Annotated in this window: 17 protein-coding genes, 1 tRNA gene and 1 other RNA gene; 12 read left to right on the top strand and 7 right to left on the bottom strand. The window is 73.9% G+C overall.

The features are described 5' to 3' along the window. Positions 1-43: 43 nt before the first annotated feature. On the bottom strand, positions 44-916 hold the full coding sequence (locus ABZ881_RS00620) for a tetrahydrofolate dehydrogenase/cyclohydrolase catalytic domain-containing protein (protein ID WP_358480623.1): 873 nt from the start codon (positions 914-916) through the stop codon (positions 44-46). A gap of 208 nt (positions 917-1,124) precedes the next feature. On the opposite strand from ABZ881_RS00620, the gene ABZ881_RS00615 reads away from it, so the two are divergent. Together ABZ881_RS00615 and ABZ881_RS00610 are read left to right on the top strand one after the other, a co-directional pair. Continuing rightward, positions 1,125-1,589 carry a hypothetical protein gene (locus ABZ881_RS00615; protein ID WP_358480622.1) on the top strand — a complete coding sequence of 155 codons (465 nt, stop codon included), beginning with the start codon at positions 1,125-1,127 and terminating at the stop codon, positions 1,587-1,589. After that, positions 1,586-1,921: a transcriptional regulator gene (locus ABZ881_RS00610; RefSeq protein WP_358480621.1), complete on the top strand. Its 336-nt coding sequence runs from the start codon at positions 1,586-1,588 to the stop codon at positions 1,919-1,921. Before ABZ881_RS00615 ends, ABZ881_RS00610 begins: the two co-directional genes overlap by 4 nt. Here the strand turns inward: ABZ881_RS00610 and ABZ881_RS00605 are convergent. The 3 genes from ABZ881_RS00605 to ABZ881_RS00595 all read right to left on the bottom strand — a co-directional run bounded on the left by ABZ881_RS00605 (position 1,827) and on the right by ABZ881_RS00595 (position 2,835). Further along, positions 1,827-2,063: a hypothetical protein gene (locus ABZ881_RS00605; RefSeq protein ID WP_358481084.1), complete on the bottom strand. Its 237-nt coding sequence runs from the start codon at positions 2,061-2,063 to the stop codon at positions 1,827-1,829. The genes ABZ881_RS00610 and ABZ881_RS00605 overlap by 95 nt on opposite strands. A gap of 104 nt (positions 2,064-2,167) precedes the next feature. Then, positions 2,168-2,485, bottom strand: a complete 318-nt coding sequence (locus ABZ881_RS00600; protein ID WP_358480620.1) for a hypothetical protein — start codon at positions 2,483-2,485, stop codon at positions 2,168-2,170. 262 nt (positions 2,486-2,747) lie between these two features. Continuing rightward, positions 2,748-2,835 (bottom strand) — tRNA-Ser (locus ABZ881_RS00595). A gap of 79 nt (positions 2,836-2,914) precedes the next feature. Here ABZ881_RS00595 and ffs point away from each other — a divergent pair. Both ffs and ABZ881_RS00585 read left to right on the top strand, forming a co-directional pair. After that, an RNA gene (gene ffs / locus ABZ881_RS00590) (signal recognition particle sRNA small type) lies at positions 2,915-3,009 on the top strand. 70 nt (positions 3,010-3,079) lie between these two features. Next, positions 3,080-5,686 carry a DNA polymerase III subunit gamma and tau gene (locus tag ABZ881_RS00585; protein WP_358480619.1) on the top strand — a complete coding sequence of 869 codons (2,607 nt, stop codon included), beginning with the start codon at positions 3,080-3,082 and terminating at the stop codon, positions 5,684-5,686. Positions 5,687-5,696: 10 nt separating this feature from the next. Here the strand turns inward: ABZ881_RS00585 and ABZ881_RS00580 are convergent, their stop codons facing one another. Then, on the bottom strand, positions 5,697-6,467 hold the full coding sequence (locus ABZ881_RS00580) for an N-acetylmuramoyl-L-alanine amidase (protein WP_358480617.1): 771 nt from the start codon (positions 6,465-6,467) through the stop codon (positions 5,697-5,699). A 128-nt stretch (positions 6,468-6,595) separates the two neighbouring features. Between ABZ881_RS00580 and ABZ881_RS00575 the strand changes: the two genes are divergently transcribed. Both ABZ881_RS00575 and recR read left to right on the top strand, forming a co-directional pair. Beyond that, entirely contained in the window at positions 6,596-6,910 is a 315-nt protein-coding gene (locus ABZ881_RS00575; RefSeq protein ID WP_344023306.1) for a YbaB/EbfC family nucleoid-associated protein, read from the top strand. A 1-nt stretch (position 6,911) separates the two neighbouring features. Next, positions 6,912-7,529 carry a recombination mediator RecR gene (recR, locus tag ABZ881_RS00570; RefSeq protein ID WP_358480616.1) on the top strand — a complete coding sequence of 206 codons (618 nt, stop codon included), beginning with the start codon at positions 6,912-6,914 and terminating at the stop codon, positions 7,527-7,529. A gap of 108 nt (positions 7,530-7,637) precedes the next feature. On the opposite strand, the gene ABZ881_RS00565 is transcribed toward recR, so the two are convergent. Then, positions 7,638-7,841 carry a hypothetical protein gene (locus ABZ881_RS00565; protein ID WP_358480615.1) on the bottom strand — a complete coding sequence of 68 codons (204 nt, stop codon included), beginning with the start codon at positions 7,839-7,841 and terminating at the stop codon, positions 7,638-7,640. A 340-nt stretch (positions 7,842-8,181) separates the two neighbouring features. Here ABZ881_RS00565 and ABZ881_RS00560 point away from each other — a divergent pair, with 340 nt between their 5' ends. Then, a complete protein-coding gene (locus ABZ881_RS00560; RefSeq protein ID WP_358480614.1) occupies positions 8,182-9,078 on the top strand; it encodes a helix-turn-helix transcriptional regulator in 897 nt (298 codons plus the stop codon). A 68-nt stretch (positions 9,079-9,146) separates the two neighbouring features. Further along, positions 9,147-10,064, top strand: coding sequence for an iron-siderophore ABC transporter substrate-binding protein (locus tag ABZ881_RS00555; RefSeq protein ID WP_358480612.1), 918 nt, complete (start codon positions 9,147-9,149; stop codon positions 10,062-10,064). 284 nt (positions 10,065-10,348) lie between these two features. Here ABZ881_RS00555 and leuA read toward each other — a convergent pair whose 3' ends face one another. After that, on the bottom strand, positions 10,349-12,145 hold the full coding sequence (leuA, locus tag ABZ881_RS00550) for a 2-isopropylmalate synthase (RefSeq protein ID WP_358480610.1): 1,797 nt from the start codon (positions 12,143-12,145) through the stop codon (positions 10,349-10,351). Between the two features lie 323 nt (positions 12,146-12,468). Between leuA and ABZ881_RS00545 the strand changes: the two genes are divergently transcribed. From ABZ881_RS00545 to ABZ881_RS00530, 4 genes are all read left to right on the top strand, one after another. Beyond that, positions 12,469-12,774 (top strand): hypothetical protein, encoded by a 306-nt coding sequence (locus tag ABZ881_RS00545; protein WP_358480608.1) that lies wholly within the window; start codon positions 12,469-12,471, stop codon positions 12,772-12,774. Positions 12,775-12,943: 169 nt separating this feature from the next. Continuing rightward, on the top strand, positions 12,944-13,471 hold the full coding sequence (locus tag ABZ881_RS00540) for a CGNR zinc finger domain-containing protein (RefSeq protein ID WP_358480607.1): 528 nt from the start codon (positions 12,944-12,946) through the stop codon (positions 13,469-13,471). 251 nt (positions 13,472-13,722) lie between these two features. After that, positions 13,723-14,988 carry an aspartate kinase gene (locus ABZ881_RS00535; protein ID WP_358480605.1) on the top strand — a complete coding sequence of 422 codons (1,266 nt, stop codon included), beginning with the start codon at positions 13,723-13,725 and terminating at the stop codon, positions 14,986-14,988. Between the two features lie 6 nt (positions 14,989-14,994). Continuing rightward, the gene (locus ABZ881_RS00530) at positions 14,995-16,068 is read left to right on the top strand and encodes an aspartate-semialdehyde dehydrogenase (RefSeq protein WP_358480604.1); all 1,074 of its coding nucleotides are present in this window, start codon (positions 14,995-14,997) and stop codon (positions 16,066-16,068) included. Positions 16,069-16,175 lie beyond the last annotated feature (107 nt).

Genomic DNA, 16,175 nt, shown 5'->3' with positions numbered 1-16,175 from the left:
GCTGTAGCCGCGAGCTGGGAGAGCCGCGGTCCGGTGCGCAGCGTCAGGCCGCCGCAGACTCCGCGGCGTCGACGGTGTTCCGGAACAGCATCGCGACCGTCGTCGGGCCGACGCCGCCGACCCGCGGGGTGATCGCCCCGGCCGTCCCGGCGCAGGACTCGTCGACGTCGGGCATCAGCCGTCGCCCGTCGTAGCGCACCCCACCGCCGATGACGACGGCACCGGGCCGGACGTGCTCGGGCCGGACGATCCCCGGCACCCCGGCGGCGGCGACCAGGATGTCGGCGGCCCGGGTGTGGGTGCCCCAGTCCGGCACCCCGGTGTGCACGACCGTGACGGCGGCGTCGGCGGTCTCCCGCTTCTGCGACAGCAGGATCGACAGCGGCCGGCCCAGCGTCGCGCCCCGGCCGAGGACGACGACGTGCCGGCCGCGGACCGGGATGTCGTAGTGGCCGAGCAGTGCCTCGATCCCGGCCGGCGTGCACGGCGTCGGCGCGGGCAGTCCGGCCGCCAGCCGGCCCAGGTTCACCGGGTGCATGCCGTCGACGTCCTTGTCCGGGGCGACGATCTCGAGCGCGGCGCCGTGGTCCAGGTGCGCCGGGAGCGGGTGCTGGACGAGGAGGCCGTGCACGTCCGGGTCGTCGTTGAGGGCGCGGATCGCGTCGTGCAGCTGCTGCTGCGTGGTGTCGGCGGGCAGGTGCACGTGCGGGGAGCGGAACCCGAGCGCGGCGGCCCGGCGCTGCTTGATCCGGATGTAGCCGGCGCTCGCGTCGTCGTCGCCGACCAGGATCGTCGCGAGCGAGGGGACGGTGCCGCGCTCGCGCAGCGCCCGGGCCCGGGCCGTCACGGACGCGAGGACCGCCTCGGCGACTGGTGCGCCGGGCAGCAGGCGTGCGGGGGAGGGGAAGATCGTCATGGGACCGCCTCGGCGGGCACCCAGGCGGTCGGCACCCGCGATCCGGCTTCCCGATGGTTCCCCATCCTCGTCCCGCCAGTCGCGCTGCCACCCACCATGCCCGACCGGGCGCGCCCCGTCGAGTGCGCGGTGACCTGCCCGGTTGACCAGTCCTGTCGAACTAGCATAAGCTTTCTATATCGAAAGTTTATGCAAACGGGAGAACGCCATGTCCGAGACCCCCGAGCTCCACCAGGTCGCCGAGGCGCGCCGCAGGCTATCCGTGCACGCCGAGCTCCCGCGGACCTACTGGGCCCTCTACGGGATCGCGCTCGTGCTGATCGCGGGAATCCCGATCTGGGCGTCGTACCTGCCCGGCGGGCTCCCGGGCGTCCAGTGGGCCCTGCTCGTGGTGGCCCTGGCCGCGGCCGCCCACGCGGTGATCGGCCGCCGCCGGTCCGGGGTGCACCTCCCGCGCCGGATCGGCGCCTACCCCGGCGCCCGGCGGCTGTGGCTCGCCGTCCTCGTCGCCACCATCGCCGGTCTCGTCGGCATCCACCTGCTGGTCGCGAACGGGCTCCGGCCGGCCGCGCTGGTCCTGCTGGCGGTCGTCGCCGCGGCCGTCTTCCTGGGGCAGGTCCGGATCCGGTCCCGGATGCGCGACGACATCGCGGCCGGCCGGGTCACGCCGTGAGCGGTGGCGCCGCCGACGCGGCCGCTGGCGAGCGGCACGCGATCTTGGAGACCGGCCCCCGGCTGGCGCTGTGTGCGCTGCTCCAGGGCGCGGACTGGGTCGAGTTCGGCACCGTCCGCGATCTCGTCGGGGTCAGCGACTCCGCCGTCTCCAAGCACAGCCGGACCCTGGAGGAGGCCGGCCACCTCGAGGTCCGCAAGGGCTCGGTCGGTCGGCGTCCGCGGACCTGGCTGCGCCTCACGCCGGCCGGTCGCGCGGCCCTGCGGGGTCACCTCGCCTGGCTGGACGGCCTGCGCAGCGCCATCGACAGCCCACCGCCGGCAGGTTCCTGAGCGGCGGACGGCAGGTCCGTCGGTCGATGACCTTGATGACCCGCGCCGGGACGCCACCCACCACGGTCCGCTCAGGTACGTCGCGGGTGACGACGCCTCCGGCTGCGACCACCGCGTCGTCGCCCACGCACACGCCCTGCATGATCATCGCCGAGGTGCCGACCCACACGTTGCGTCCGATCCGGATCGCCCCCGTGGCCACCCCGGTCCGCCGCTCCTCCGGGCTCACGGGGTGGCCGGAGGAGATCAGCTGACGCCCGGGCCGAGCATCACGTCGTCACCGATCTCGATGCAGCCGAGATCATTGAAGCGACAGTTCTGATTGATGAAGACGTTCCGGCCGACCCGAATTCCGACCCTGTGGTCCGAGTAGACCGGCGGTATCAGATGGAACGAGTAGCCGACCGCCTGGCCTGTGAGATTGCTCCAGGCCTCGCGAATCTCCTGCTGGTCCGCATAGCGGAGTGAGTTCAGGTCCTCGGTGCGGGCAATTGCACGTCGGACCTTGTCGGCGAAGCTCGCTGGTCCTCCTGTGCCGACCGCGTCGATCGGATCGCAGCCCACCAGGTCGCACCACGACGAAGAAGTGCCGGTCCCAGGAATCGAATCTCCGACGAAGGGCGCCAGGCGCGGCGCGATGCTATCGGCGCCGGCCTGGCGGGCCGGGTGCCACTCCGCCGCGAGGCACCGGCCACGTCGCGTGCCGGACGGCCGGGGCGGGGCCGCCCGGATCGGGGTCTCCGGTGGGAGCCGGCGGCCGTCTCGCAACAACGCCGAACGCCGGGCCGCCCTACGAGGGGCTGCCCGGCGTTCTGCCTGCTGCGGCTGGCGGAGGATACGGGATTTGAACCCGTGAGGGATTGCTCCCAACACGCTTTCCAAGCGTGCGCCCTAGGCCACTAGGCGAATCCTCCGCGGAGAAGGCTACCTGCCCTCTCTCCCGAACCGTCACCGCCCCCTCGCACTGCGGGGTCCCCGGCGTGGCACACTGTCCGTGGACCCCGTGCGGCGTCCATCCTGTGAACTCCCCCAGGGCCGGAAGGCAGCAAGGGTCAACAGGCTCTGGCGGGTGCGCGGGGTCCCCTCATGTTCCGGGCCGGTGTCGCGGCCCGTCCCGCGCCTCGAGGAGTGTCGGACCCCCTCGGTAGCCTCGCGGTCGTGGCTCTGGCTCTGTACCGCAAGTACCGCCCGGCCAAGCTGGCCGACGTCGTGGGGCAGGAGCACGTCACCGAGCCCCTGTCGACGGCGCTGACCGCGGGCCGCATCAACCATGCGTACCTGTTCTCCGGCCCGCGCGGCTGCGGGAAGACGTCGTCGGCGCGGATCCTGGCGCGCTCGCTGAACTGCGTGCAGGGGCCGACGCCGGACCCCTGCGGCGAGTGCTCCTCGTGCGTGGCACTGGCCCCGGAGGGGCCGGGCAACATCGACGTCGTCGAGCTCGACGCGGCGTCGCACGGTGGCGTCGAGGATGCCCGGGAGCTGCGCGACCGCGCGTTCTACGCGCCGGCCGAGTCGCGCTACCGGGTGTTCGTGGTCGACGAGGCGCACATGGTCACCAACCAGGGCTTCAACGCGCTCCTCAAGATCGTCGAGGAGCCGCCGGAGCACCTGGTGTTCGTGTTCGCCACCACCGAGCCGGAGAAGGTCCTGCCGACCATCCGCTCGCGGACGCACCACTACCCGTTCCGGCTGATCCCGCCGGGCACCATGCGCTCGCTGCTGGAGCGGATCTGCGGCGAGGAGGAGGTGACCGTCGCCCCGCCGGTGTTCCCGCTGGTCATCCGGGCCGGTGGCGGCTCGGCCCGGGACACGCTGTCGGTGCTCGACCAGCTCCTGGCGGGCGCCGGTCCGCAGGGGGTGACCTACGAGCGGGCGGTCGCGCTGCTCGGCGTCACCGATGCGGGGCTCATCGACGACACGGTGGACGCGCTGGCCGCGGCCGACGGCGCCGCCGTCTACGGCGCGGTGGACCGGCTGGTCGAGGCCGGTCACGATCCGCGCCGCTTCGCCTCGGACCTGCTGCAGCGCTTCCGCGACCTGATGCTCGTCCAGGCGGTGCCCGACGCCGCCGAGCAGGGCCTGGTCGACGGCGCCGCCGACGAGCTGTCCCGGATGGCGGACCAGGCGGCCCGGGTCGGCCCGGCGACGCTGACCCGCTACGGCGAGATCCTGCACCAGGGCCTGATCGAGATGCGCGGGGCGACCGCGCCGCGGCTGCTCCTGGAGCTGCTGTGCGCGCGGATGCTGCTGCCCGCGGCGACCACCTCCGACGGCGGCCTGCTGGAACGGCTGGAGCGGATCGAGCGGCGGAACGCGATCGTCTCCGATCCCGCCGGCCCCGGCCCCGGCCCCGGCGCCGACGACGGCGGCCGGGCCCGGCAGTTCGTGCGGCCCAGCGAGCGGCCCGCTGAGCCGGGGCCCGCGGCGGGATCCCGGCCCGCGGCGGCCGGTTCCGCCGCGCCGGAGCCGGCCACCGCATCGGGCGCGGCGCGTTCCGCGGAACCGGCTGCCGGGGATGCCGGCGGCTCGGGCGCCGCGCGTTCTGCGGAACCGACCGATGCCGGGCCGGCCGGCCGTGGCACCGGTGAGACGGCCGGACCGGGTGCGGCGCGTTCCGCGGGACCGACCGGAGCGGGGCCGGGCACGGGTGATCCCGCCGGACCGGGCGCTGCGCGTTCCGCGGGACCGGCGGGCGCTGGGTCGGCCGGACCTGGCGCGGCGGACTCCGGCGCGCGTTCCGCGGAACCGGCTGCGGGGGTTGCCGCAGGGCCGGGTTCGGGGGAGACCGCTGATCGGGGGGCCGCGCGTTCCGCGGAACCGACCGGCGCCGGATCGGCCGGGCCGGGCCAAGGTGAGACCGCCGACCCGGGGGCGGCGCGTTCCGCGGAACGCGCCGCGGGGGTTGCCACAGGGCCGGGTTCGGGGGAGACCGCCGACCAGGGCGCGGCGCGTTCCGCGGAACCGGCTCCGGACGGGCCCACCGAGCAGGCTCCCCCGACCGCACCGGCGACCACCCCGGCCCCGCCGCGGGACGGGGCACCGCCGGACGCCGCGCCGCCGGCGTCCGCGCAGCCCGCCCCGATGGCGGCCTCGCTGGACGCCACCGCCGTCCGGCGGGTCTGGCCGGAGATCCTCGCCGCGGTCCGCAAGCGCAGCCGCAGCACCGAGGCGCTGCTGGTCAACGCGACCGTCCGGGCCGTCGACGGGGACACCCTGGTGCTCGCGATCGGGGCGCCGCCGCTGGCCAGGCGGCTCTCCGAGCAGCGCAACACCGACGTGATCAGTGACGCGCTCCGGGCCGTCCTCGGCGTGCAGTGGCAGGTCCGCTGCGACCAGGGGGAGGCCACGGCCGCCCGCAACCGGCCGGCCGCCGAGCGCCCGCAACGCCCGATCCCGCAGCGCCCGTCCCAGCGGCCCGGCGGCGGCGTACAGCAGGGCGATGATCAACAGGGCGGTGTCAGGCAGGGCGGTGACCAGCAGCGCGGCGGTCGTCCGGCCCGGCGCCCGGCCGGTCCGGACTCCGACATCCCGCTGCCGCCCGAGCCGCCCCCGGACGACGCCCCGCCCGATCCGAACGAGACCGGCGGCCGGTCCGGCGGCGTGGCCCACCCGGCCCGGCCGGTCAGCGAGGCCGAGGTGGAGGAGTCGATGCTCGCCGAGGCCGCGGCCGAGGCGGCGACGCCCGGCGTCCGGCGGGACCCGGAGGCGGCGGCGCTGGAGATCCTCACCACCCACCTGGGCGCCCGCACGATCGACCCGAAGTGACCGGAGGCCCTCAGCGCCCGAGGTACCCGAGCACCCCGGCGCTGACCGCGTCGGCGTACCGCTCCCGGCCCTCCGGGCTCGACAGCACCTGTGCCTCCGCGGCGTTGCGCATGTTCCCGGCCTCGACCAGCGCCGCCGGGACGGTCGAGTGGTTCAGCCCGGCGAGATCGGGGCGGCCGTCCAGCCCGTCCCGCCCGATGTAGCCGGCCGGGGTGAAACCCCCGGCCCGCAGCGCGTCGCGCAGGGTGCCGGCGAGCCGCAGCGCCTCCGGGCCGGTGCCGTGCACCGGCGGATCGGCGTGCGCCACGTGGAACCCGGCCGCGGCCGGCGCCGCCCCGTCGGCGTGCAGCGACACCACCGCCGCGGCCCCGGCCCGGCCACCGGCCGCGCCGCGCTCGTCGACGCAGGGGCCGACGCCGTCGTCGTCCGGCCGGGTCAGCACCACCCGTACACCCGCGGCCTCCAGCCGCTGCCGGACCCGCTGGGCGAGGTCCCAGTTGAAGGCGTGCTCGGGATAGCCGTCGTCGGTGGCGGTCCCGGTGGTGTTGCAGGCCTTCGTCCCGCCCCGGCCGTCCGGCACCGGACGGTTGATCGCGGCCGGGTCCGCGGCGTTGCCGCCGTTGTGCCCGGGATCGAGCACGACCACCGGCGGCGGCGCGGGCGGGACGGGTTCCGGGGTGCCGGACGGGGTGACCGGGGCGGCCGGGGCGGCTCCGGCGCACGCCGCGCAGAGCGCGACCGCGGCCAGGACGACGGCGACGGGACGGATCGGGGCGTGCACGGTCGGAGAGCCTGACACGGCTACCCTGGTGTGCGGAGACGTCCGCGCCGGCCGTGTCGGGGGATTCCCCCGTGACCGCGAGCCGGGAGCAACAGCGAGGGGTACGCGTGCAACCCGGTCAGCCCGACATGCAGATGATCCTGCAGCAGGCCCAGAAGATGCAGCAGCAGCTGCAGGAGGCACAGGCCGAGCTCGCCGCCGCCGAGGTGACCGGCCAGGCCGGCAACGGCCTCGTCGAGGTCACCGTGACCGCCGGCCTCGAGCCGCGCTCGGTGAAGATCGACCCGAAGGTGGTCGACCCGGACGACGTGGAGACGCTGCAGGACCTGGTCGCCGGCGCGCTCGCCGACGCCGTCCGCCGCGCCCAGGAGCTGCAGCAGCAGAAGATGGGCCCGCTCGCCGGCGGTCTGGACATGGGCGGCCTGGGCCTCCCGGGCGCCTGAGGTGTTCGAGGGGCCGGTCCAGGACCTGATCGACGAGCTGGGCCGGCTGCCCGGCGTCGGCCCGAAGAGCGCCCAGCGGATCGCGTTCCACCTGCTGGCGGCCGACCCGGCGGACATCGCCCGGCTCCAGGAGGTTCTGCAGACGGTCAAGCAGGGTGTCGCGTTCTGCGAGGTCTGCGGCAACGTCTCGGCGGACACCCGCTGCCGGTACTGCGCCGACGCGCGCCGTGACCCGACGCTGGTGTGCGTGGTCGAGGAGCCCAAGGACGTCCTGGCCGTCGAACGGACCCGGGAGTTCAAGGGGCGCTACCACGTGCTCGGCGGCGCGCTGGACCCGCTGGCCGGGATCGGACCGGACACGCTGCGCGTCCGGGAGCTGCTCGCCCGGCTCGGCGGCACCGGCCCCGCGCCCGACGAGACCGCGATCGCCGAGGTCATCATCGCCACCGACCCCAACACCGAGGGTGAGGCGACCGCCACCTATCTGGTCCGGCTGCTGCGCGACTTCCCGGGGCTCACCGTGACCCGGCTCGCGTCCGGGCTGCCGATGGGTGGCGACCTGGAGTTCGCCGACGAGATGACGCTCGGCCGGGCGCTCGCCGGCCGCCGCGCGCTCTAGCACCCGCAGAGAACCCGGACACGACGACGGCCGGTCCCGCCGGGTACGCCCGGACGCGACCGGCCCCGGCGCGCCGGCCCCCACCGGGCGCGCCGTCCTGCCGACCCGTCAGTCGGTGTCCTCGTCACCCCAGGCTTCGACCTCGTACGGGCCGCCGTGCAGCTGCCGCTGCCGCCGCTCCCACGCCAGCCGCCGCTCGGCGGCGATCCGCCTGCGGGCCCCGGCCCGCCTGGAGTCGATCACGCCGATCACGATCGCGGTGATCCCGAGCACCACGATCCCGACCGCGGCCAGCATCACCAGTGCGGTCATGGCGTCCACCGCCCCGCGCCGGCCCGCGGCCACCCCGCCCGTGCCGTGCCGATCGAAGCCGTGCCGATCGAAGCCGTGCCGATCGAGAATGTGCCGATCATGTTCCTCCCCCTTCGGTGTGTGTGCTGGTCGTCCCTCCCGGCCGTCGTACGTTCCGAACTGTGCTGTGTGTCACGTCCAACACCTCCCAGGGTGCCTGACCTCCCGCCCCTGTGCAATTGCATTCTTGATGAAAGTTGCACGGCGCGGCGGATTGCACGAGCCGGAGGGGTGCAGTGCACTGACAGCGGGCGCCCCCGACGACACCGACAGCGGGTGGCCCCGACGACAGGAGGACGAGGTGGAGCAGGAGCCCACCGGCGCCCGGCGCCGGCTCGGCGCGGAGCTGCGCCGCCTGCGGCTCAACGCCGGGTTGAAGCTCGAGGACGCCGCCCGCGGGCTGAGGTGCTCGGCGTCGAAGATCAGCCGGCTGGAGAACGGGAAGGGCGTGCCCCGCCCCGTCGACGTCGACGCCCTGCTGGCCCTCTACGGCGGCGTCGCGGGCATGGAGGCGGAGATGCTCCGCCGGCTCGTCGCGCAGAGCCGCACCCGCGGCTGGTGGGAACCCTTCACCGAGGGCCTGCGCACCGAGCGCTACGTGCTGCCCGCCCCCGGCCGGTACGCCGCCGTCGAGACCGACGCGACCGGCGTCGACGCGTTCGACCTGTCGGTGCTGCACGGCCTGCTGCAGACCCCGGACTACGCCCGCGCGGTGCTCGCCGCGCGGCTGCCCGGCCACGACGGCTGGGAGATCGACCAGCTGGTGCACCTGCGCCGCCGCCGGCACGAGGCCCTCACCTCGGACCCGCCGCTGCGGCTGCGCTCGGTGATCGACGAGTCGGTGCTGGCGCGGGCGACCGGCGGGCCGTCGGTGATGGCCGACCAGCTCGACCGGCTGCTGGAGCTGTCCCGGCTGCCCAACGTGATCCTGCTGGTCCTGCCGTTCTCGGCGGGCGTGCAGCGGGCGCACGCCGGGCGGTTCTCGGTGCTCGCGATCCCGGACGAGCTGGGCTCGGACCTGGTGCACACCGAGGGCCACGCCGGCGAGTCGTTCCTCGACACGGCGCGGGACCTGGAGACCTACCGCCGGGTGCTGGCCGACGCGCGGGCGGACGCGCTGGAGCCGGAGGCGTCCCGGGCGCTGATCGCGCACCACCGCGACCGGCACCGCGCCGCCGCGGTCGCCGCCGCCGGCTGATCATGACGATCGCCGTCCCGGCAAGGTGAGGCTTGCCGAATCCGTTTCGCCTTGATTCACTCACGCCGGTGACCGTACGTCCGCTTCGTCCCGTCCTGGTCCTGCTCGCCACGGCCCTGCTCGCCGGCTGCTCCGCGGCCCCCGGCGAACAGTCGGTGCCGGATCCGGGCGGGCGCGAGATCGCGCACGCGATGGGCACGACCACCGTCCCGGGGTCGCCGGCGCGGGTCGTCGTGCTGGACAGCCAGGAGCTCGACGTGGCGCTCTCGCTGGGCGTCGAGCCGGTCGGCGTGGCGAGTGCCGCGGCGGACGGCGTGCTGCCGTCCTACCTGGAGGTCCCGGACGGGATCACCGTGGTCGGCCCGATGGCGACCCCCGACCTGGAGGCCATCGCCGCGCTCGCGCCGGACCTGATCCTGTCCTCGAAGCTGCGGCACGAGGCGCTGTACCCGCAGCTGTCGGCGATCGCGCCGACCGTGTTCGCCGAGCGCACCGGCGACGCCTGGAAGGAGAACCTGGCGCTCTACGCAGGCGCGCTGAACCGCGAGCAGCAGGGCCGCGACCTGCTGGACGCCTACACCGCCCGGGCCACCGAGGTGGGCGACCGGCTCGGCGCGGCCGATCGCACGGTGAGCGTGGTGCGCTTCCTGCCCGAGGAGATCCGGCTCTACGGCCCGCGCTCGTTCGTCGGCTCGGTGCTCGCCGACGCCGGCTTCCCGCAGCCGGAGATCGTCCGCGACGAGCCGGACATCGCGGTCCGCATCGGCCCGGAGCAGATCGGGTCCGCCGACGCCGACGTCGTCTACGTGACCTCCTACGGGCTCGCCGACGACCAGCCGTTCGCACAGGTCGCGCCACTCTGGGAGACGCTGCCCGCGGTGCGGGAGGGTCGCGCCTTCACCGTCGACGACGACGCCTGGATGCTCGCGATCGGCCCCACCGGCGCCGGACTGATCCTCGACGACCTGGAGCGGACCCTGGGCTGAACGGGCCCCGCGGACCGCCCTGACCCGACCTGGTACGCCCGTGCCGGTTCGTAGCACGAGCGTGACGCAACGATCTACCGTTGAGTGACGCAACGTCATATCCACGAAGCAACCGAAACCGAACGAGCTCGGACCAAAGAGCAACGCCACCGGGCGTCACGCAGCGTGGTGCTGGTCTCGGTGCTCGCGCCGGTGCTGGCGCCGCACGATCCGGCGCAGGCGCTCCCGGCCCGGAGCTGCCCGGGCCGGCCCTGTCGGTCACCGACGCGATCGGCCGCTGAACCTCAGCGCAGCGCGCGGTTGATCGCGCTGACCACGGCCTTCAGGCTGGCGCTGGTGATCGAGCTGTCGATCCCGACGCCCCAGAACACCTTCTCCTCGACGGCGCACTCGACGTAGGCGGCGGCGCGGGCGTCGTCCCCGCCGCCCATCGCGTGCTCGTGGTAGTCGAGCACCCGTACGTCGAACCCGATCCCGGCCAGCGCGTCGACGAACGCGGCGATCGGGCCGTTGCCGGAGCCGGTGATCTCGTGCAGGTCGGACTCCACCCGGACGGTCGCGACGATCTCGTCCCGGCCCTCGCCGTCGCTGGTGATCCGGTGCCGGACCAGCTTGAGCGGCGTCTCCCGGCCCAGGTACTCGACGTCGAACGCGTCGCGCATGGCCTTCGGCTCGACCTCGCCGCCCTCGGTGTCGGTGTAGGCCTGGATGACGTGGCTGAACTCGATCTGCAGCCGGCGCGGCAGGTCCATCTGGTGCTCGGTCTTCATGATGTAGGCGATGCCGCCCTTGCCGGACTGCGAGTTCACCCGGATCACGGCCTCGTACGTGCGGCCGATGTCGCGCGGGTCGACGGGCAGGTAGGGCACCTCCCACGGGTGGTCGTCCACCGGCCGGCCGGCCTCGGCGGCGTCGGCCTGCATGGCGGCGAAGCCCTTGTTGATCGCGTCCTGGTGCGAGCCGGAGAACGCCGTGTACACGAGGTCGCCGCCCCACGGGTGGCGCTCGGGCACCGGCAGCTGGTTGCAGTACTCGACGGTGCGCCGGATCTCGTCGATGTCGGAGAAGTCGATCTGCGGGTCGACGCCCTGGGTGAACAGGTTCATCCCGAGCGCGACCAGGTCGACGTTGCCGGTGCGCTCGCCGTTGCCGAACAGGCAGCCCTCGATCCGGTCGGCGCCCGCCTGGTAACCCAGCTCGGCGGCGGCGATGCCGGAGCCGCGGTCGTTGTGCGGGTGCAGCGAGAGCACCAGCGCGTCGCGGCGGGCCAGCCGGCGGTGCATCCACTCGATGGAGTCGGCGTAGACGTTCGGGGTCGCCATCTCCACCGTCGCGGGCAGGTTGACGATCATCGGGTGCTCCGGCGTCGGCTCCCAGACCGCGCTGACCGCGTCGCAGATCTCGACGGCGTACTCCAGCTCGGTACCGGTGTAGGACTCCGGCGAGTACTGGAACGTCCAGTCCGTGCTCGGGTACTTCTCGGCGATCCGCCGGACGTGCTCCGCGCCGTCGGTGGCGATCTTGGTGATGCCCGGGCGGTCGGACCGGAACACCACCCGGCGCTGCAGGATCGAGGTCGAGTTGTAGAGGTGGACGATCGCCGAGTGCGCGCCCTCACAGGCCGCGAAGGTGCGCTCGATCAGCTCCGGCCGGGCCTGGGTGAGGACCTGGATCTGCACGTCGTCCGGGATCGCGCCCTGCTCGATGATCTCCCGCACGAAGTCGAAGTCGGTCTGGCTCGCCGCCGGGAAGCCGACCTCGATCTGCTTGTAGCCCATGCGTACCAGCAGGTCGAACATGCGCCGCTTGCGCAGCGGGCTCATCGGGTCGATCAGCGCCTGGTTGCCGTCGCGCAGGTCCACCGCGCACCACAGCGGCGCGGTGTCGATCACCTTGTCCGGCCAGGTGCGGTCGGGCAGCGAGACCGGCTCGACCAGCTGATGGAACGGCTTGTACCGGTGGAACGGCAGCTGCGAGCCGCGCTGGCGGTTCCACGCGGGCTGCCCGTCGTGCGGTGCGCCCTGCGGGGTGCGGACGTTGCTGCGGGCGCGGGACTCGAAGGCGTCGGGAGACGTGGTCACGGGAAGGTGCTCCTGATGTGTCGCAGTGTGGCGATGTCGCTGTGTTCGCCGGACGGCCGTGGCGACCGGCGGACACGCGAGACCCCGCGACGAGGGGCCGGTCGGTCAGACCCCGCCGCGGCGGCGAAGGAGCAGGCGCGCCATGTGTCCACCGTAGCCCGGTACCCCCGTTGCGCGGCAACCCGGTGATCGGGTGGATCTCGGCCGGAGCGATGTGCGGTCGCAACGAAGAGATCACATCCGGCCGCCGCCCGCGTCGTTGAAGGGGTGGCGAGGGCGCCCGGATGGGACCATGGCGTCCGTCACGACGGGAGAGGTGTGCGATGGCGGCAACCGTGGGAACGACCCTGCGACAGGGGCTCGGCATCATCGCGACGATCGTGCGCGTGGTCGGGCTGGTGATCGTCGGCGTCCTGGTCGCCCACATCGTCCTGACGCTGCTCGACGCGAACCCGGCGAACTTCCTCACCGAGTTCGTCGCGGGCTGGGCCGCGCAGTTCAACCTGGGCCTGGGCGACCTGTTCACGCCCGAGCAGCCGAAGCTGGCGGTGACCCTGAACTACGGCGTCGCCGCGGTACTCTGGCTGGTGCTGACGACCGTCGTCGTCCGGCTGCTGCGCCGGGTCTGACCCGGCAGTACGACCGCCGGCGGCAGGTCGCCGCCCGGCTCGATCCGCCATGCGCCGCACCGGCACCGCCGGTAGCGGACGGTCCCGTCCGACGTGCGGTGCCGGGACACCGTCTCCCACTCGTGGTCCAGGGGTGTGCTCACCCGTCCGACCCTGCTGTAATGCCTTGGTGCACATCAACCCTTACGGCCGCGATCCGGTGCTGCTGGCCGCCGACCTGGCGAACGACCCGCCGTCGTCGGTGGCCGAGCTGGCCGACCGCTGCGTCGCCGCGGGGCTGGCCCGGGAGTGGACGCCGCAGCCGGCCGATCTCGGCGCCGTGGCGGCCTTCCTGGCCCGCTGGGCCGAGGTGGTCGACGCGCCGGCGGCCGGTGCGCGGGCGGAGCTGCTGAACGCGCTGCTCGCCGAGGGGACCGGCCCGCCGCGGCTGACCGACCACGACGGGCACTGGCACCTGCACCACCGCGACGACGGCCTGGGGCTGGCCGCGGTGCTGCACGCGCTGATCGCGATCGGCACCGCGACGCACCTGGCGACCCGGGGGATGGACCGGCTCGGCCGGTGCGCCGCGCCGGGCTGCGAGCGGATCTTCGCCGATGTGTCGCGCAACGGCAGGCAGCGCTACTGCAGTGCCCGCTGCGGCAACACCGACGCGGTCCGCAGGCACCGGCTCCGCCAGTCCGGGCGAGCCGCCTGACGGCCCCGCCCGGCGGGCCGGGCGGGGCATCATCATCCGTGGCCGCGCGCGCTGCGGGATACCGGACGGGCGCGCCGGTGACACGCCCGTGTGTCCTGAGTCATCGACGGCCGGTCAGAGCCTGAAATCGGATGCCGTCCGCCGGTAGTGTGCCTTTCCGACCAGCGCCGCGGGCGTTCCACCCACGCTCGCCCGCGGCCGAAGAGAGCACCCGACGGCTTCGAGAAGCGGAGCCAGGACAGGAGGTCGGCGTGGCCCTCGTCGTGCAGAAGTACGGCGGATCGTCGGTCGAGAGCGCAGAGCGCATCAAGAAGGTCGCCGAGCGGATCGTCCGTACCCGCAAGGAGGGACACGACGTCGTCGTCGTCGTGTCCGCCATGGGGGACACCACCGACGAACTGACCGACCTCGCCGAGCAGATCTCCCCGAAACCCCCGGCCCGCGAGATGGACATGCTCCTCACCGCGGGTGAGCGCATCTCGAACGCGCTGGTGGCCATGGCCATCCACTCGCTCGGGGCCGAGGCGCGGTCGTTCACCGGCTCCCAGGCCGGGATGCTGACCACCTCGCGGCACGGTGACGCGCGGATCACCGAGGTGAACCCGTACCGGCTCCGCGAGGCCCTGGACGAGGGCTACATCGTGCTGGTCGCCGGCTTCCAGGGGATGAGCGCCGACTCCAAGGACATCACCACGCTGGGCCGCGGCGGATCGGACACGACCGCCGTCGCGCTGGCCGCGGCGCTGAACGCCGACGTCTGCGAGATCTACTCCGACGTCGACGGCGTCTACTCGGCCGATCCCCGGATCGTCCCCCGGGCCAGCCTGCTCGAGACCGTCACCTACGAGGAGATGCTCGAGCTCGCCGCCTCCGGCGCGAAGGTGCTGCACCTGCGCGCCGTCGAGTACGCCCGCCGCTACGGCGTGCCGTTGCGGGTGCGCAGTTCCTACAACGACAAGCCGGGCACGCTGGTCTCCGGCTCGATCGAGGAGATCCCGTTGGAGAATCCGATCATCACCGGCGTCGCGCACGACCGGTCCGAGGGCAAGATCACCGTCACCGGCGTGCCGGACACCCCCGGCATGGCGGCGAAGATCTTCCGCACGGTCGCCGACGCGGAGATCAACATCGACATGGTGCTGCAGAACATCTCCAACGTGTCGGACAAGAAGACCGACATCACGTTCTCGCTGCCCCGCACCGATGGCGACACCGCCGTCGCGGCGCTGGAGCGCGCGAAGGGCGAGATCGGCTTCTCCGAGCTGATCTACGACCACGACATCGGCAAGGTGTCGCTGGTCGGCGCCGGCATGCGCAACCACCCGGGCGTCACCGCGACGTTCTGCGAGGCGCTGTCCAACGCCGGGATCAACATCGAGACGATGAACACCTCCGAGATCCGGATCTCGGTCATCTGCCGGTCGGACCAGCTGGACGACGCGGTGCAGGCGCTGCACGAGGCGTTCGGGCTGGGCGCCGAGGACGACGCGGTGGTCGCCGCGGGAACGGGCCGGTGAGCTGAGATGGCCATGAACAAGCCCGTTCTCGCGCTGGTCGGCGCCACCGGCGCCGTCGGCACGACCATGATCGACATCATCGGCTCCCGCGAGTCGGTGCCGTGGGGCGAGATCCGGCTGATCGCGTCGGCCCGCAGCGCCGGCAAGGTGCTGCAGGTGCGCGGCGAGGACGTCACCGTCCTCGAGCTCAAGCCCGAGGTGTTCGACGGCGTCGACATCGCCATGTTCGACGTCCCGGACGAGATCAGCGCCGAGTGGGCGCCGGTCGCGGCGGCCCGCGGCGCGGTCGCGGTCGACAACTCCGGTGCGTTCCGGATGGACCCCGACGTCCCGCTCGTCGTGCCCGAGGTCAACGCCGACAAGGTGACCGAGCGCCCGAAGGGCATCATCGCGAACCCGAACTGCACGACGCTGTCGATGATGGCGGCGATGGGCGCGCTGCACCGCGAGTTCGGCCTGGAGGCGCTCGTCGTCTCCTCGTACCAGGCCGCCTCCGGCGCCGGCCAGCCCGGCGTCGACCAGCTCTACGCCGAGATCGAGGCGCTGGCCGGCAAGCAGGTCGGGAGCGTCTCCGGCGACGTCGCCGACGCGCTGAAGGCGGCGGGCGTCCCGGTCGGCGACGGCTCTCCGTTCCCGGCGCCGCTGGCGCTGAACGTCGTCCCCTGGGCCGGCTCGCTGAAGGACGACGGCTGGTCGTCCGAGGAGCTGAAGGTCCGCAACGAGTCCCGCAAGATCCTCGGCATCCCGGACCTGAAGGTCTCCGCGACCTGCGTGCGCGTCCCGGTGGTCACCACGCACGCGCTGGCGATCCACGCGACCTTCTCCCGCGACGTGCCGGTCGAGGCGGCCCGCAAGGTGCTGTCCGCGCAGCCGACGATCGTCGTGAAGGACGACCCGGCCGCCGGCGAGTGGCCGACGCCGGCCGACGCCGTCGGCGGGGACCCGACCGTGGTGGGCCGGATCCGGCAGTCGCTGGACTTCCCGAACACCCTGGAGCTATTCGTCTGCGGCGACAACCTGCGCAAGGGCGCCGCGCTGAACACCTACGAGGTCGCCGAGGCGGTCGCCGCCGCGGGCTGATTCCCGCGCACGGCAGCACGACGACGGCCGTCGCCCCGCAGCTGCGGGGCGACGGCCGTCGCCGGGGCGGCCCCGGCCCCCCGCGCCCCCCCGACGCGCCCCGCGCG

It is taken from the genome of Pseudonocardia sp. NPDC046786 (assembly GCF_040645415.1).
Classification (GTDB): domain Bacteria; phylum Actinomycetota; class Actinomycetes; order Mycobacteriales; family Pseudonocardiaceae; genus Pseudonocardia; species Pseudonocardia kongjuensis.
This window is presented reverse-complemented; position numbering and strand designations above follow the sequence as displayed.

Excerpts from the sequence above, each read along its gene's own strand:
- ABZ881_RS00620 (WP_358480623.1), bottom strand. The coding sequence starts at position 916 with ATGACGATCTTCCCCTCCCCCGCACGCCTGCTGCCCGGCGCACCAGTC.
- ABZ881_RS00615 (WP_358480622.1), top strand. The coding sequence starts at position 1,125 with ATGTCCGAGACCCCCGAGCTCCACCAGGTCGCCGAGGCGCGCCGCAGG.
- ABZ881_RS00605 (WP_358481084.1), bottom strand. The coding sequence starts at position 2,063 with ATGCAGGGCGTGTGCGTGGGCGACGACGCGGTGGTCGCAGCCGGAGGC.
- ABZ881_RS00575 (WP_344023306.1), top strand. The coding sequence starts at position 6,596 with ATGCAGATGATCCTGCAGCAGGCCCAGAAGATGCAGCAGCAGCTGCAG.
- ABZ881_RS00565 (WP_358480615.1), bottom strand. The coding sequence starts at position 7,841 with ATGACCGCACTGGTGATGCTGGCCGCGGTCGGGATCGTGGTGCTCGGG.
- ABZ881_RS00545 (WP_358480608.1), top strand. The coding sequence starts at position 12,469 with ATGGCGGCAACCGTGGGAACGACCCTGCGACAGGGGCTCGGCATCATC.
- ABZ881_RS00530 (WP_358480604.1), top strand. The coding sequence starts at position 14,995 with ATGGCCATGAACAAGCCCGTTCTCGCGCTGGTCGGCGCCACCGGCGCC.